Annotated in this window: 16 protein-coding genes; 10 read left to right on the forward strand and 6 right to left on the reverse strand. The window is 69.2% G+C overall.

Going from position 1 to position 14290, the window contains the following annotated elements; genetic code table 11:
* Positions 1 to 58: 58 nt before the first annotated feature.
* Genes QTI45_RS08270 through QTI45_RS08280 form a run of 3 tightly spaced genes read left to right on the forward strand, consistent with a single transcriptional unit; the run spans position 59 to position 2408 of the window.
* The gene (locus tag QTI45_RS08270; protein ID WP_286372867.1) at positions 59 to 793 is read left to right on the forward strand and encodes an SDR family oxidoreductase; all 735 of its coding nucleotides are present in this window, start codon (positions 59 to 61) and stop codon (positions 791 to 793) included.
* Positions 790 to 1536, forward strand: a complete 747-nt coding sequence (locus QTI45_RS08275) for an SDR family NAD(P)-dependent oxidoreductase (protein ID WP_286372868.1) — start codon at positions 790 to 792, stop codon at positions 1534 to 1536. The genes QTI45_RS08270 and QTI45_RS08275 overlap by 4 nt, the downstream gene beginning before the upstream one ends.
* 20 nt (positions 1537 to 1556) lie before the next feature.
* The gene (locus QTI45_RS08280) at positions 1557 to 2408 is read left to right on the forward strand and encodes a fumarylacetoacetate hydrolase family protein (RefSeq protein WP_286654013.1); all 852 of its coding nucleotides are present in this window, start codon (positions 1557 to 1559) and stop codon (positions 2406 to 2408) included.
* A 172-nt stretch (positions 2409 to 2580) separates the two neighbouring features.
* Here the strand turns inward: QTI45_RS08280 and QTI45_RS08285 are convergent, their stop codons facing one another.
* From QTI45_RS08285 to QTI45_RS08310, 6 genes are read right to left on the reverse strand one after another with little or no spacing between them, the layout of a single operon-like run.
* Complete coding sequence (locus tag QTI45_RS08285) at positions 2581 to 3561, reverse strand: tripartite tricarboxylate transporter substrate binding protein (protein ID WP_286372870.1); 981 nt, start codon at positions 3559 to 3561, stop codon at positions 2581 to 2583.
* Between the two features lie 59 nt (positions 3562 to 3620).
* Positions 3621 to 3977, reverse strand: a complete 357-nt coding sequence (locus QTI45_RS08290; RefSeq protein WP_286372871.1) for a cupin domain-containing protein — start codon at positions 3975 to 3977, stop codon at positions 3621 to 3623.
* Positions 3978 to 3989: 12 nt separating this feature from the next.
* On the reverse strand, positions 3990 to 4988 hold the full coding sequence (locus tag QTI45_RS08295; RefSeq protein WP_286654014.1) for a quinone oxidoreductase family protein: 999 nt from the start codon (positions 4986 to 4988) through the stop codon (positions 3990 to 3992).
* Positions 4985 to 5866, reverse strand: a complete 882-nt coding sequence (locus QTI45_RS08300; RefSeq protein ID WP_286372873.1) for a beta-keto acid cleavage family enzyme — start codon at positions 5864 to 5866, stop codon at positions 4985 to 4987. Before QTI45_RS08300 ends, QTI45_RS08295 begins: the two co-directional genes overlap by 4 nt.
* A complete protein-coding gene (locus tag QTI45_RS08305; protein WP_286372874.1) occupies positions 5863 to 6627 on the reverse strand; it encodes an SDR family NAD(P)-dependent oxidoreductase in 765 nt (254 codons plus the stop codon). The genes QTI45_RS08300 and QTI45_RS08305 overlap by 4 nt, the downstream gene beginning before the upstream one ends.
* A 36-nt stretch (positions 6628 to 6663) precedes the next feature.
* On the reverse strand, positions 6664 to 7530 hold the full coding sequence (locus QTI45_RS08310) for a dioxygenase family protein (protein WP_286372875.1): 867 nt from the start codon (positions 7528 to 7530) through the stop codon (positions 6664 to 6666).
* Positions 7531 to 7665: 135 nt separating this feature from the next.
* Between QTI45_RS08310 and QTI45_RS08315 the strand changes: the two genes are divergently transcribed.
* The 7 genes from QTI45_RS08315 (at position 7666) to QTI45_RS08345 (ending at position 14290) form a co-directional block, all read left to right on the forward strand.
* Entirely contained in the window at positions 7666 to 8697 is a 1032-nt protein-coding gene (locus QTI45_RS08315; RefSeq protein WP_286372876.1) for a LacI family DNA-binding transcriptional regulator, read from the forward strand.
* A 109-nt stretch (positions 8698 to 8806) separates the two neighbouring features.
* Entirely contained in the window at positions 8807 to 9589 is a 783-nt protein-coding gene (locus QTI45_RS08320) for a GntR family transcriptional regulator (protein ID WP_286372944.1), read from the forward strand.
* A 17-nt stretch (positions 9590 to 9606) separates the two neighbouring features.
* On the forward strand, positions 9607 to 10827 hold the full coding sequence (locus QTI45_RS08325; RefSeq protein WP_286372877.1) for an ABC transporter substrate-binding protein: 1221 nt from the start codon (positions 9607 to 9609) through the stop codon (positions 10825 to 10827).
* 146 nt (positions 10828 to 10973) lie between these two features.
* Entirely contained in the window at positions 10974 to 11846 is an 873-nt protein-coding gene (locus QTI45_RS08330) for a branched-chain amino acid ABC transporter permease (protein ID WP_286372878.1), read from the forward strand.
* Positions 11843 to 12823 carry a branched-chain amino acid ABC transporter permease gene (locus QTI45_RS08335; RefSeq protein WP_286654015.1) on the forward strand — a complete coding sequence of 327 codons (981 nt, stop codon included), beginning with the start codon at positions 11843 to 11845 and terminating at the stop codon, positions 12821 to 12823. Before QTI45_RS08330 ends, QTI45_RS08335 begins: the two co-directional genes overlap by 4 nt.
* Positions 12816 to 13583, forward strand: coding sequence for an ABC transporter ATP-binding protein (locus QTI45_RS08340; protein WP_286654016.1), 768 nt, complete (start codon positions 12816 to 12818; stop codon positions 13581 to 13583). The genes QTI45_RS08335 and QTI45_RS08340 overlap by 8 nt, the downstream gene beginning before the upstream one ends.
* Positions 13580 to 14290 (forward strand): ABC transporter ATP-binding protein, encoded by a 711-nt coding sequence (locus tag QTI45_RS08345; protein WP_286654017.1) that lies wholly within the window; start codon positions 13580 to 13582, stop codon positions 14288 to 14290. The genes QTI45_RS08340 and QTI45_RS08345 overlap by 4 nt, the downstream gene beginning before the upstream one ends.

Genomic DNA, 14290 nt, shown 5'->3' on the forward strand with positions numbered 1-14290 from the left:
TGAATGCGCGGCGGCCTTCGCGGCATCACCATCGCTACCAGCTTCGAGAGGACATTCCATGAGACTTCAGGGCAAGACCGCGCTCGTCACCGCGGCCGGACAGGGCATCGGCCATGCGAGCGTGCTCGCACTCGCGGCCGAGGGCGCGCAGGTGTGGGCCACCGATGTCAACGAGAAGCTGCTGGAGCGCTTCGACGGCGTCGCCAACGTCAAGACCGCCAGGCTCGACGTGCTCGACAAGGCCGCGATCGCCGCGCTCGTGAAGTCGCTGCCGACGCTGGACGTGCTCTTCAACTGCGCCGGCGTGGTGCACAACGGCAGCGTGCTCGACGCCGCCGACGCCGATCTCGAGTTCGCCTTCAGCCTCAATGTGCGGGCCCAGTTCTGGACCATCCAGGCGGTGCTGCCGGGCATGCTCGCGGCCGGCCGCGGCAGCATCATCAACATGGCGAGCGTGTGCTCGAGCATGAAGGGCCTGCCCAACCGCTTCGTCTACGGCACCACCAAGGCGGCGGTGCTCGGCCTCACCAAGAGCGTCGCCGCCGACTACGTGACCAAGGGCATCCGCTGCAATGCGGTCTGCCCCGGTACGGTCGACACGCCCTCGCTCGGCGACCGCATCAACGCCAACGCCGACCCCGAGGAAGCACGCAAGGCCTTCATCGCGCGCCAGCCGATGGGCCGGCTCGCGCGGGCCGAGGAGATCGCGCCGGTGGTGGTGTTCCTGGCCAGCGACGAATCCGTCTTCGCGACCGGCCAGGCCTTCACCGTCGACGGCGGCATCATGATATGAACCAGCTCGACTTCAACGGCCGGCACGCGGTCGTCACCGGCGGCGCCACCGGCCTGGGCTTCGGCATCGCCAAGCGGCTGCTGGCCTCCGGCGGCAGCGTCACCGTGTGGGACCGCGACGGCGAGGCCGCGACCAAGGCTGCCTGGGCGCTCGGCGCCAAGGCCTATGCGCTGACGGTCGATGTCACGCAGCAGCCCTCGGTGGCCAAGGCCGTCGCGGCGACGCTGGCGCAGGCCGGTCGCATCGACGCGCTGGTCAACAGCGCCGGCATCACGGGCCCCAACACGCGGCTGTGGGACTACCCGGTCGACGCCTGGCGCCAGGTCATGGAGGTCAACCTCACGGGCCTCTTCATCTGCTGCCGCGAGGTGGTCGGCCAGATGCGCAGCCAGGGCTATGGCCGCATCGTCAACATCGCCTCGGTCGCGGGCAAGGACGGCAATCCCAATGCCAGCGCCTACAGCGCGAGCAAGGCCGGCGTGATCGCGCTGACCAAGTCGCTGGGCAAGGAGCTCGCCGACACCGGCATCCGCGTCAATTGCGTGACGCCGGCGGCGGTCAAGACCGCGATCTTCGACCAGATGACGCCCGACCACATCGCCTTCATGCTGTCGAAGATCCCGATGGGGCGCTTCGGCACGGTCGACGAGGTGGCCGCGATGGTGGCCTGGCTTTGCACCGAAGATTGCTCTTTTTCCACCGGCGCGACCTTCGACCTCTCGGGCGGTCGCTCCACCTACTGATCCAACGACAAAGGACATTCATGAAACTCGTTCGCTATGGCAACCCGGGCAAGGAGAAGCCCGGCCTGGTCGATGCCGAAGGCAAGCTGCGCGACCTCAGCGCGGTGGTCGGCGACATCGGCCCCGACCAGCTCGGCGACGCCGCCCTGGCCAAGCTGCGCAAGCTCAAGGTCGACAAGCTGCCGCTGGTCAAGGGCAAGCCGCGCTACGGCTGCCCGGTGGCCAAGGTCGGCAAGTTCATCGCGATCGGGCTCAACTACGCCGACCATGCGGCCGAATCGGGCATGCCGATCCCCAAGGAGCCGGTGGTGTTCACCAAGGCCAACAGCTGCATCCAGGGGCCGAACGATCCCGTCATGCTGCCCAAGGGCTCGGTCAAGGGCGACTGGGAGGTCGAGCTCGGCGTGGTGATCGGCACCCGCGCGCGCTATGTCTCGCAAAAGGACGCGCTCGATTTCGTCGCCGGCTACTGCGTGATCAACGACGTCAGCGAGCGCGAATGGCAGCTCGAGCGCGGCCTGACCTGGGACAAGGGCAAGGGCTTCGACACCTTCGGCCCCATCGGTCCCTGGCTGGTCACGCGCGACGAGGTTCCCAATCCGCAGAAGCTCGCGATGTGGCTCGACCTCAACGGCAAGCGCGTGCAGACCGGCAGCACCAAGACGATGATCTTCAACGTCGCCAAGCTGGTGAGCTACGTGAGCCAGCTCAACACGCTCGAGCCCGGCGACATCATCACCACCGGCACGCCGCCCGGCGTCGGCATGGGCATGAAGCCGCAGCCGGTGTTCCTCAGGAAGGGCGACGTGATGACCCTCGGCATCGAGGGCCTCGGCGAGCAGCGCCAGGAAGTGGTGCCGTTCAAACTCTGAAACGGAAACACCCCCCGAAGCGCCTGCGGCGCTTCCCCCCTCGAGGGGGGCGATACCAGCGGCCCGGCAAAGCCGGTTCCGCGGTATCCCTGGCAGTTCGCTGCGCCAGTTTCATGCGTTGCGGGTCAGGCGATCGGGTGGTGGATCACCGAGATGAAAATGGTTCGGTGGCTCAGTCCACCTTGATCCCGGCCGCCTTGACCACCTGCTGGGCCTTGGCGGTCTCGTCGGCCAGGAACCTGTCGAAGTCCGCCGACGGCATCGTGAAGGGCTCGGCGCCGAGCTTGTCGAGGCGCTCCTTGAGATCGGGCGCCGCCATGATCTTCGCCACCTCGGCCTGCAGCCGGTCGACGATCGGCTTCGGCGTTTTCGCCGGCGCGAACAGGCCGACCCAGAACAGGTACTCGGAGCCGGGCACGCCGGCCTCGACCGTGGTCGGCACCTGAGGCATGACGGACGAGCGCTTGCTGGTGCCGACCGCCAGCGCCTTGAGCCGCCCGTCCTTGATCAGCGGCAGCGCCGACACCATCGGCGCGAAGAACCAGTCGACCCGTCCGCCCATCACCTCGGTCATGGCTTCCGGCGTGCCGCGGAAGGGCACATGCTGGGCCTGCAGGCCGGCCGCGAGGCGGAACACCTCGGCGTTCATGTGGGTCGCGGAGCCGTTGCCGGCCGAGGCGTAGTTGAAGCTGCCGGGCTTGGCCTTGACCTGCGCGACCAGGTCCTTCACGTCCGCGAAGCGGGCCGGCGTGGCGACCAGCACGTTGGGCAGGCTGGCCAGCGGCGTGACGCCGGCGAAGTCCTTCAGCGTGTCGTATGAGAGGCCCGGGTAGATCGACGGGTTCACCAGGTGCCCGGCCGAATGGACCAGCAGCGTGTAGCCGTCGGGTGCCGCCTTGGCGACCTGGGCCGCGCCCAGCGTGCCGCCGGCGCCCGGCTTGTTGTCGATGATGACGCTCGTGCCGAGCGCGGGCCCGAGTCGCTCGGCCACCAGCCGGGCCACGATGTCGGTCCCGCTGCCGGCCGTGAACGGCACCACCATCCGGATCGTCTGGCCGCGCGGCCAGTCGCCCTGGGCCTGGGCGGCCGGGAAGGCGCAGAGGGCCATCGCTGCGGCGAGCAGCTGGCGGCGGCCGAGGAAGAATGTCGTCATGGGTTTGTCTCCGTTGGAATGATGGGTGTGTCGAGGAACGACGAAAGGCGAAAAGACGCTCAGCCCGGTGCGGCGTTGGCCATGACCAGCGCCACCAGCACCGGCCGCTGGCTGCGGTTCAGCAACTGCCGCTTCTCGCCCGGCGCGAAGCGGCAGCTGTCGTAGGGGCCGAGCTCCTGCTCTTCCTGGCGGCCGTCGAGTTCGGACACCACGGTCAGCCGCCCCTCGAGCACCAGGTAGAGCTTCTCGATCGGCGAGCCGTCGAGCGTGGTGTGGCCGCCCGGCAGGATCTGGCTCATGCCCATCCACATCTGGGTCGACGGCCCGGCCTCCTTGCCTTGCAGCCGCAGGCAGCGCATGTCGAAGTGGTTGGGCGCCTCGTAGGCCGGTGCCTGGTCGAATCGGGTCAGGTGCATGGCATCTGCTCCTCAGGGCCGCAGCACGACGCGGTCGGTGCTGCCGGACAGCACCAGCCTGTAGGCTTCCAGCGCCTGGTCGAGCGTGAAGGCGCGCGCCACCGGAAAGGGCTTCAGCGTGCCGCGCTCGAAGCCTTCGCGCATGGCATCGAGCTGCGCGGTCGCGGCGACGCAGTCCATCGCCAGCGAATCGATGCCGACATAGCTGTGCATGCCGCGGTAGAAGGCGAAGATGTCGAAGGGCACCGCACGGTCCTGGGTCGAGATCAGGATCTGCGTCGCGCCCTTGCCCATCGCCTTGTTGGCGGCCTCGAAGTAGGCGCTGCCCACCGTGTTGTAGGCGATGTCGACGCCGCGTCCGTTGGTCAGTTCGCGCACCCGCTCGCCGACGTCGCCGCGGGTGGCATCGACCACTTCGACCGCCGCACAGGCGAAGCCCTCGAAGGGCCCCGCGCGCCGCTGGACCGCGATCACGCGCGCACCGCCCTGGGCCGCGAGCTGCACCGCCGCCTGGCCGACCTTGCCGTTGGCGCCGAGCACCAGCACGGTCTGTCCGGGCTGCGGCATGCCGCTGCGCCGGAAGCCCTCGTAGGCCGTGACGAAGGGCACGCCGACCGCGCCCGATTCGTCCATCGAGATGCTGCGCGGACGGTCGCGCAGCGCCGCTTCGGGCAGCACCAGGAAGCGCGCATGCGAACCGTCGCGCGTGATGCCGATGTCGCCGCCGGAGCCGTAGACCTCGCGTCCGATCCATTCGCTCGGGCCGTCGACCACCACGCCGGCGAAGTCGCGCCCGGGTGTGCGGGGCCATGCGGCCTGGGGCATCAGGCCGAGCGCAGCCTTGACGTCGCTCGGGTTGACCGCCGCGGCGCCGACGCGCACGACCGCGAAGCCGGGCTTGGCGACCGGCTCGGGCTGCGCCGTCGCTTCGAGCTGCAGTCCGGCCAGGTCGGCCGCCTTGCGGGCCAGCCGCAGGGCGCGGGCGCTTTCGTTGACAGTGACGGCGTTCATGCGCGGCCTCCTTCCAGTCCCAGCATGGCGCGCGCCTCGCGCGCCGAAGCCACCTCGCCGCCCAGGCTGACGATGATGTCCCTGGCCTTCGCGACCAGCTGCGCGTTGCTCTCGGCCAGCACGCCGCGGTCGAGGTAGATGTTGTCTTCCATGCCGACGCGCACGTGGCCGCCCATGAGCCAGGCCTGGGCGACGATCGGGAACTCCATGCGGCCGATGCCGAAGGCGCTCCAGAAGGCGCCGCGCGGCAGCATGTTGCGGGCATAGAGCAGGGTCTCGGGCGTCGGCGCGAAGCCGTACTTCACGCCGAGGACGAAGGTCCACATGGCCGGGCCTTCGAGCGTGCCGTCGGCGATGAGATCGAGCGCCAGGTTGATGTCGCCGGAGTCGAAGATCTCGAGCTCGGGCTTGACGCCCGCCTCGCGGATCACGCGGGCCATTCGGCGCACGTTCTTCGGCGTGTTCATGACGACGTCGGGTCCCGAGTTCATCGTGTTGAGGTCCAGCGAGCAGACGTCGGGCTTGATCAGCGCGATGTGCTCGACCCGCTTCTCGGGCGGCAGCAAGGTGCTGCCCGGCGCGGCGACCTTCGGATCGTCCTCGCTCGGGATGAAGCGGCCGCCGGGGCCGGTGGTCAGGTTGATGACGAGTTCGCGGTTCTGGCTGCGGATGCGGTCGACCACGTCGCGGTACAGCTCGACCTCCATCGACGGCTTGCCGGTCTCGGGATCGCGCACGTGGATGTGGACCTGGCCGGCGCCGGCCTCGGCCGCGGCCAGGCATTCGTCGGCGATCTGCGCCGGCGTGATCGGCAGGTGCGGCGTCTGTTCGGGCTTCACGAGGTTGCCCGTGACCGCGCAGGTGATCAGCGTTTTCACAGGTGACGCCCTCCATCGACCACGATGCGGGTGCCCGTGACGAAGCGCAGCGTGGTGGCCAGCGCTTCGATGGTGGCGGCCACGTCCTCCGGTCGGCCGATGCGGCCCAGCGGGGTGGTGGCGGCCATCTTGTCGGCGAACTCGGCGCCGCGGCCCGGCACGAAGCCCGATTCGACCGCGCCCGGCGACACCGAGACCACGCGCACGGCGGGCGCCAGGGCCTTGGCCAGTGCATCGCCGACGACGTCGAGCCCGGCCTTGGCCGCGACATAGGCCAGGTTGCTGCCGACGCCGGTGAAGCCGGCGATCGACGAGACGTTGACCACCAGCCCGTCGCCGCTGGCCTTTAGCATCGGCGCGAAGGCGCGGATGGTGGCGAACACGCCGCGGAAGTTGGCGCGCAGCAGCTCGTCGATGAGTTCGTCGGTCAGCGCGTCGAGGTCGGCGGCCGGCACCGGCCGCGTGTGGCCGGCGCTGTTGACCAGGATGTCGCAGCGGCCGTAGCCGGCCTGCACCTCGGCGGCGGCCCGCTGCAGGCTCGGGGTGTCGACGATGTCGGCGCGCAAGGCCGCATGGCGCTGGCCTTCGCCGCCGGGCAGGGCCGCGGCGCGGGCGTCGGCGTCCTCGCCCTTGCGGTGCAGCAGCACGCAGCTGGCGCCGAGCGCGGCGAGCCTGCGTGCGCTCGCATAGCCGATGGCGCCGAGGCCGCCGGTGATGACGGCGACCTTGCCGTCGAGTCGGGGTGTGGGATCGAAGCTCATGAGGTTTCCAGGGTTGAAGGCATGGGATGCGGTGGTTCAGGGAATCGGTGCGCGCGGGAACTTCATCTCCCCGGGCTCCAGCACGAAGTCGTACTGCAGCGTGGCGTTCTGCCCGCCCTGCTGCGGCTCGAAGCGGCCGATGAGCCGGCGCGTGACGCCGAAGACCGGATCGCTCTCGAGGTTCTCGTCGTCGTCCGCGAAGACCTGCGTGACGAGCACCTTGTGGCCCGGCTTGCTGACCATGAAGTGCAGGTGCGCGGGACGGTTGGGATGACGCAGCTGGGCGCGCAGCAGTTCGCCGCAGGGGCCGTCGGTCGGGACCGGATAGCCGGCCGGACGCACGCTGCGGAAATGGAAGCCGCCGTCGGCATCGGTCTGGAAGCGGCCGCGCAGGTTCATGTCTTCCTGCCCCGGGTCCTGGTTCTCGTAGAGCCCGACCGGCGAGGCCTGCCAGACGTCGATGGTCGCGTCGGCGACCGGCCGGCCCGCGGCGTCGCGCACCGTGCCGGCGACCTCGAGCGGAACGCCCGGCGTTTCCGAGCGGGCGATGCTCTCGCCGCAATCGCAGACCGGCGCGTTGGCGCGCCAGAACGGGCCCAGCAGCGCGGCCGGCGATTCGCCCTGCGGGTCCTGGTTGTTGAGCAGGGCCACCAGCGTCGAGACGCCGAGCAGGTCGGCGGCCAGCACCACCTCGTTCTTCTTGTCGCCGCTGGCCTGGCCGATGGCGACCAGGAACTCGAGCGCGCGCTCGAATTCGTCCTCGGTCAGCTCGACTTCGCGCGCGAAGGCATGCAGGTGGCGGGTGAGGGCGGCCATCACGCTGCGCAGGCGCGGGTCGGGGGTGCGCTCCATGGCCTGGAGGGCGATCTGGAGCACCGATTCGGGAGTGGTGACGAAGTTCATGGGGTGTTCGGCCTTTCTGCAAACGTTTGCATATTATTTCCCGATATCGGCGGAAAGTACAATCCAAAAATCCACTACGTCATCGTGGAAAATGCCAGAAGCCGCTGAAACTGAAGTCATCAATCGTTTGCACCCATGAAGCCCCAGCCTGCGTCCACCGTCACCATCCGCGATGTCGCGCAGGCTGCCGGCGTGCACGTGTCCACGGTCTCGCGCGCGCTCAATCCGGACAAGCGCGGCCTGATCAGCGCCGAGGTGCTCAAGGTGGTCGAGGAGGCGGCGCGCAAGCTCGGCTACCGGCCCAACCGCGCGGCCTCGGCGCTGCGCACCGGGCGCACCCACACCATCGGCGTGCTGGTGCCCGACATCACCAACCCGGTCTTTCCGCCGATCCTTCAGGGCATCGAGGCCAGCGCGGCGGCGCGCGGCTACTTCGTCTTCGTCACCAACGTGGTCGACCCCACGCTGGCGCGTCCGATCGTCGAGCGCATGCTGGCGCAGCGGGTCGACGGACTGGTGCTCGCGATCGCCACGCGCGACGATCCGCTGGTCGACTACATCGCCAAGGCCGGCATGCAGGCGGTGCTGGTGAACCGGGCCGACGAGAGCGGGCGCCTGCCCGCGGTGGTAAGCGACGACCGGCTGGCGATGAAGCTGGCGGTCGACCACCTGGTGTCGCTCGGCCATCGCCGCATCGGCCACCTGGCCGGCCCGCAGAACGTGCCGACCGGCGTCGGCCGCCGCCAGGGCGTCGAGCAGGCGCTGCGCGACCGCGGGCTCGAACTGGCCTGCGTCGAGGCGTGCGAGGGCTACAGCCGCGAGGCGGGCCGGGTCGCGATGCAGAAGCTGCTCGAGGGCCATGAGCGCCCCGAGGCCGTGGTCTGCTGCAACGATCTCGTGGCCCTCGGCGCCTACGATGTCCTGCGCGCGCACGGCATCCGCGTGCCGCAGGACATCTCCATCACCGGCCACAACGACATGCCGCTGGTCGACATGGTCAACCCGCCGCTCACCACGATCCGGCTGCCGCACCGCGAGCTGGGCTGGCGCGCGGCCGAGATGCTGTTCGAAGGCATCGAGGGCCGCGTGCTGTCGAGCTTCACGGTGGTGCTGCGGCCCGAACTGGTGGTGCGCGAGTCGACGCGGGACCTGGCCGGCGAGCCCTGAGAGCGCCTGAACGAAGCCGGGGCGGCCGGATGGGACAGGTTTCGACCTGTCTTCAAATGTCCCATTGACAGAACAATCGAAGTGCCCAACCATCGCGGGCATGTCGCAGATGCCCTTGCCGAAGTACCACCAGATCTATCTGGTGCTGCGCGAGCAACTCGAGGAAGGGCGCTTCGCCGAAGGCGTGCCGGGCGAGCTCGCGCTGATGGCGCAGTTCGGCGTGGCCCGCGTGACGATCCGGCGCGCGCTCGGGCAGCTGTCGTCCGAAGGCCTGATCTCGCGCAACCCCGGCCGGCGCACGCGCCCGGTGGCGCCCAAGCCGGGCAGCGAAGCACGCGCGGCCGACGGCATGGCGCGCGCCAACCTGCGCGGCCTGCTCGAGAACCTCGTGACGATGGGCCTGCACACCTCGGTCAAGGTGATCGACGTGGCGACGATCTCCGCCTCCACGCAGGTGGCCGACGCGCTGCAGCTGAAGCTCGGCGACGCGGTGCAGAAGGCGGTGCGCGTGCGCTCGACGCGCGAAGGCCCCTTGTCGCACATCACGACCTACGTGCCAAACGACATCGCGCGCAAGTTCGGCCGCCGCGAACTCTCCAGGAAGCCGATCCTGGTGCTGCTCGAGGAGTCGGGCGTGAAAGTCGGCCGCGCGCACCAGACCATCTCGGCGCGCCTGGCAGACAACGTGCTTGCGGAGCATCTGGAAGTCTCGGTGGGCTCGGCCCTGCTGGCCGTGCGCCGCCTCATCTACGACGAAGCCGAACGCCCGGTGCAGTGGCTGCACGGCTTCTACCGGCCCGATCGCTACACCTACGAGATGCAACTGTCGCGGGTCGGCAGCATCGACGCCAAGGTGTGGGTCAGCAAAGACGTGTCAGCCCAGTTCAACTGAAGAAAAAGGAAAGCCCCATGCCCAATCGCTTCGATCGTCCCGACCGCCGCCGCTTCATGTCGCAATCCGCCGCGGTGGCTTCCGCCATCGCGTTTCCGTTGGTGGCCGGCGCCCAGCCGAAGCCGATCAAGGTCGGCGTGCTGCATCCCGTGACCGGCGCGCTGGCCTACTCGGGCCAGCAGTGCCGGCTCGGTGCGCTGATGGCGATCGAGGACATCAACAAGGCCGGCGGCATCAAGTCGCTCGGCGGCGCCAAGCTCGAAGCGCTGCTCGGCGATGCGCAGTCGCAGCCGCAGGCCGGTGCGGCCGAGGTCGAGAAGATGAACGAGGCCGGCGTCTCGGCGATCGTCGGCGCCTTCGCCTCGGCGATCTGCCTGGCCACCACCCAGGCCGCGGCCAAGTACAACCTGCCGCACGTGGTCGATGTCGGCGTGGCCGACCAGATCGTCGAGCGCGGCCTCAAGAACACCTTCCGTTTCGGCCCCGGCTACAAGAAGTCGACCGAGGTCGCGATGGCCAACCTGCTGGTGCTCAACAAGGCCGCGGGCAATCCGGCCAAGACCGTGATGATCATCCACGAGGAGTCGCTGTTCGGCGCCGGCACCGCGGCGCTGCTGGCGCGCGAGCTGCCGGGCTACGGCTTCGAGGTCAAGGAGGTGGTGAAGCACGCCAACCCGACGCGCGACTTCAACAACATCGTGCTGCGCATGAAGTCGCTCAACCCCGACATCGTGATCCCGGCCAACTACTACAACGAGTACGCGCTGCTGGTGCGCACCATGCAGCAGCAGAAGGTGCGGCCCAAGGCGATCTTCTCGGTGCTGGGCGGGGCGGCGTCGAGCTACAAGTTCGTGAAGGAGTTCCCCGAGGCGGCGAACGGCATCATCGACTGCAACCACTGGTTCAACCCGAAGGACAAGCGCTCGCAGGAACTGCGCCGCCGGGTCGAGGCGCAGGGCCAGTTCTTCAGCTACGAGGTCTTCATGACCTACACCGCGATGGGGCTGCTGGCCGATGCGCTGGAGCGCGCCAGGTCGAGCGAGCGCGCCGCCATCATCGACGCGCTCGAGAAGAGCACGTTCGCCAACCACATCATGCCGTACGGCCCGACGAAGTTCGTCAACGGCCAGAACGAAGGCGCGCAGCCGCTGATGACGCAGGTCGTGAAGAACGACATCAAGGTGATCATCCCGCGCGACTTCCGCGAGGTCGAGCCCATGTTCCCCTTGAACGCCTAGAGATGGAGCTCGCCCCCAGGTTGCCCGGCACTTCGTGTCCGGGCGCCCACCCCCTACCGGGGGCAACACCGTCGGCCCGGCAAAGCCGGTTCCGAGGTGTTTCACCAACGGGCCTGGCTGCGCCGGCCGGCTTTTAGACAAGGCACATGTTCGACCCCAGCATCCTTTTCTCGTCGGTCCTGAACGGCCTGACGACCGGCGCGGTGTATGCCTTGATCGCGCTCGGCCTCACCTTGATCTACGGCGTGCTGCACATCATCAACTTCGCGCACGGCGCCTCGCTGATGCTGGCCTTGTATGCGGTGTACTTCCTCAAGGAGCGCTGGGGCATCGATCCCTACCTGGCGCTGCCGCTGGTGATTCCGGCCATGTTCGCGCTCGGCTACGGCCTGCAGCGCATCGTGATCAACCGGGCCGGCCACGGCAAGGACGAGAACATCCTGCTGGTCACGCTCGGCATCGCGATCGTGATGGAGAACCTGGCGCTGCTGTTCTTCAAGTCGGACACGCGCAACATCGACACCGCCTACTCGCTCAGCACGGTCGCGATCGGGCCCGCGATGATCGCGGTGCCCAAGCTGGTGGCCTTCGCCGGCGCGCTGGTGGTGTCGGCGCTGCTGTTCTGGATCATGGGCCGCACCGACCTGGGCCGCGCGATCCGCGCAGTCGCCAAGGAGAAGGAAGGCGCCAAGCTGATGGGCATCGACGTCGACCATGTCTACGCGATGAGTTTCGGCATCGGCCTGGCCTGCCTCGGCGCGGCCGCCTGCTTCCTGCTGCCGGCCTACTACGTCAATCCGCAGGTCGGCGGCGGCTTCGTGCTGGTGGCCTTCACGATCGTGGTGCTGGGCGGCATGGGCAGCTTCGTCGGCGCGCTGATCGGCGGCTTCCTGGTCGGCGTGGTGGAGTCGCTGGGCGGGCTCTACCTCGGCGAATCGCTGGGGCAGATCGGCATCTTCGCGATCTTCATCGGAGTCGTGCTGTTTCGGCCTCAGGGCATGTTCGGAGCGAAGGCATGAGCGGCCCGCGTCAACTGGCGGGCATCGCCCTGTTCGCCCTGCTGGTGGCCTGCGTGCCGCTGGTCACGTCCTCGGGCACCACCCTCAACTTCGTGATGATGGCGCTCTACGCCACCTTGATCGCGCAGGCCTGGAACATCCTGGGCGGCTTCGGCGGCCAGTTCTCCTTCGGCCATGCGCTGTTCTTCGGCACCGGCGCCTACATCCAGGCGATCGCGCAGCTCCAGGGCGGCATCAACGCCTGGGTGGCGCTTGCCCTGGCGCTCGCCGGCGCCGCGGCGGTCGGCCTGTTCATCGGCGCGCTGAGCTTCCGCTACGGGCTCAAGGGCTCGTACTTCGCGCTGGTCACGCTGGCCTTCGCCGAGGTGTTCCGCATCCTCGCCACCTCGGTGCCGTTCACCGGCGGCGGCGTCGGCCTGATGCTGCCGCTGCGCGAGGCGCCGTCGAACCTGCAGTTCGCCTCGCGCGCCGGCTACCTGTGGGTGGTGCTGGCCTTCGTCACCGCCGCGCTGCTGGTCACCTGGTGGCTGCGCAACGGCCGCTTCGGCGCCTGGCTGCAGGCGGTGCGCGACAACGAGGACGCGGCACGCGCGGTTGGCGTGAACCCGTTCCGCGTCAAGCTCGGCGCGATCGGCATCTCGGCCGCCTTCATGGGTGCTGCCGGGGCCTTCTACGTGCAGGTGTTCCAGTACATCGACCCGGGCATCGCCTATGGCTCGGCGACCTCGGTCGAGGCGCTGGTGGCGGCCATCGTCGGCGGCGTCGGCACGCTCTGGGGGCCGGTGCTGGGCGCGGTGGTGCTGCATCTGCTGGCCGACCTCACGCGCAACCTGTTCGGCGAACTGCCCGGCATCAACATGGTGATCTACGGCACGGTGCTGGTGCTGATCGTGATCTTCCTGCCGCGCGGCATCGCGGGCGTGGGGCTCTCGGTGCGGCAGCTCTGGTCGCAGGCGAAGGGAGGCGGCCGTGGCTGAACCGCTGCTCGTCCTCGACGGCATCTCGCGCGCCTTCGGCGGCCTGAAGGCGGTGCAGGGCGTGAGCCTCTCGGTGCCCGAAGGCAGCCTCACGGCGCTGATCGGACCCAACGGCGCGGGCAAGACCACGCTGTTCGCGCTGATGTCGGGCTTCCTCAAGCCCGATGCCGGAACCGTGCGCTTCGCGGGACAGGACATCACGGGCCGCGAGCCGCATCGCAACGCCCTGCTCGGCATGACGCGCACCTTCCAGATCGTCAAGCCCTTCGCGGCCCAGACGGTGCGCGAGAACATCGCGGTCGGCGTCCACCTGCACGAGCGCAGCCGTGGCGCGGCACTGCGGCGCGCGGACGAAGTGGCGCGGCGCGTGGGTCTGGCGGCGCAGCTCGACAAGCCGGCCTCCGACCTCACGGTCGCCGGCCGCAAGCGGCTCGAACTGGCGCGCGCACTGGCGACCGAGCCGCGCCTGCTGCTGCTCGACGAAGTGCTGGCCGGCCTCAATCCGCAGGAGATCGCCGAGATGATGCCGGTGGTGCGCGGCATCGCCGATGGCGGCGTCACGGTGCTCATGATCGAGCACGTGATGCAGGCCGTGATGAACCTGGCCGAGCATGTGTGGGTGCTGGCGCAGGGCCAGCTGATCGCCGAGGGCAGCCCGGCCCAGGTGACCTCGAACGACAAGGTGGTCGAGGCCTATCTGGGGCATGGCACCGCGGCGCGGCTGCGCAAGGCGGCAGCGGCGAAGGGAGAAGTCCGATGACCGCGCTGCTGGAGATCCAGGGCCTGCGCGGCGGCTACGGCCGGGTCGAGGTGCTGCGCGGCGTCGACCTGCAGGTGAAGGCCGGCGAGATGGTCGCGCTGCTCGGCAGCAACGGCGCCGGCAAGTCGACCTTGAACAAGATGGTCTGCGGCCTGTGCCCGGCCTGGAGCGGCAGCGTCCGCTTCGACGGCAAGGACCTGAGCGGCGCGCACTACCGCGAGGTCGTCAAGGCCGGGCTGATCCAGGTGCCCGAAGGCCGCAAGGTGTTCCCGAACCTCAGCGTGCTCGAGAACCTCGAGCTCGGCTCCTTCACGCGGGCCCGCGAACGCCGGGCAAGCAACCTTGAAAAGGTGTTCGGCATCTTCCCGCGCCTGCGCGAGCGCATCCGCCAGAACGCCGGCACCATGAGCGGCGGCGAGCAGCAGATGCTGGCGATCGGCCGCGGCCTGATGGCCGAGCCGGTGCTGCTGATCCTCGACGAGCCCTCGCTCGGCCTCTCGCCGCTGCTCGTCGAAGAGATGTTCACCCTGATCCGGCAGTTGCGCGACGGCGGCCTCGCGGTGCTGCTGGTCGAGCAGAACGTCGGCCAGTCGCTCGAGATCGCCGACCGCGCCTATGTGCTGGAGAACGGCAGCGTGCGCTTCTCGGGCGCGCCGGACGCCCTGCTCGGCAGCGACGAACTGCGCCGCGCCTACCTCGGCCTCTGA

Source organism: Variovorax saccharolyticus (assembly GCF_030316765.1).
Classification (GTDB): Bacteria; Pseudomonadota; Gammaproteobacteria; order Burkholderiales; family Burkholderiaceae_C; genus Variovorax; species Variovorax saccharolyticus.

Excerpts from the sequence above, each read along its gene's own strand:
- QTI45_RS08270 (WP_286372867.1), top strand. The coding sequence starts at position 59 with ATGAGACTTCAGGGCAAGACCGCGCTCGTCACCGCGGCCGGACAGGGC.
- QTI45_RS08275 (WP_286372868.1), top strand. The coding sequence starts at position 790 with ATGAACCAGCTCGACTTCAACGGCCGGCACGCGGTCGTCACCGGCGGC.
- QTI45_RS08280 (WP_286654013.1), top strand. The coding sequence starts at position 1,557 with ATGAAACTCGTTCGCTATGGCAACCCGGGCAAGGAGAAGCCCGGCCTG.
- QTI45_RS08285 (WP_286372870.1), bottom strand. The coding sequence starts at position 3,561 with ATGACGACATTCTTCCTCGGCCGCCGCCAGCTGCTCGCCGCAGCGATG.
- QTI45_RS08290 (WP_286372871.1), bottom strand. The coding sequence starts at position 3,977 with ATGCACCTGACCCGATTCGACCAGGCACCGGCCTACGAGGCGCCCAAC.
- QTI45_RS08295 (WP_286654014.1), bottom strand. The coding sequence starts at position 4,988 with ATGAACGCCGTCACTGTCAACGAAAGCGCCCGCGCCCTGCGGCTGGCC.
- QTI45_RS08305 (WP_286372874.1), bottom strand. The coding sequence starts at position 6,627 with ATGAGCTTCGATCCCACACCCCGACTCGACGGCAAGGTCGCCGTCATC.
- QTI45_RS08310 (WP_286372875.1), bottom strand. The coding sequence starts at position 7,530 with ATGAACTTCGTCACCACTCCCGAATCGGTGCTCCAGATCGCCCTCCAG.
- QTI45_RS08315 (WP_286372876.1), top strand. The coding sequence starts at position 7,666 with ATGAAGCCCCAGCCTGCGTCCACCGTCACCATCCGCGATGTCGCGCAG.
- QTI45_RS08320 (WP_286372944.1), top strand. The coding sequence starts at position 8,807 with ATGCCCTTGCCGAAGTACCACCAGATCTATCTGGTGCTGCGCGAGCAA.
- QTI45_RS08325 (WP_286372877.1), top strand. The coding sequence starts at position 9,607 with ATGCCCAATCGCTTCGATCGTCCCGACCGCCGCCGCTTCATGTCGCAA.
- QTI45_RS08330 (WP_286372878.1), top strand. The coding sequence starts at position 10,974 with ATGTTCGACCCCAGCATCCTTTTCTCGTCGGTCCTGAACGGCCTGACG.
- QTI45_RS08335 (WP_286654015.1), top strand. The coding sequence starts at position 11,843 with ATGAGCGGCCCGCGTCAACTGGCGGGCATCGCCCTGTTCGCCCTGCTG.
- QTI45_RS08345 (WP_286654017.1), top strand. The coding sequence starts at position 13,580 with ATGACCGCGCTGCTGGAGATCCAGGGCCTGCGCGGCGGCTACGGCCGG.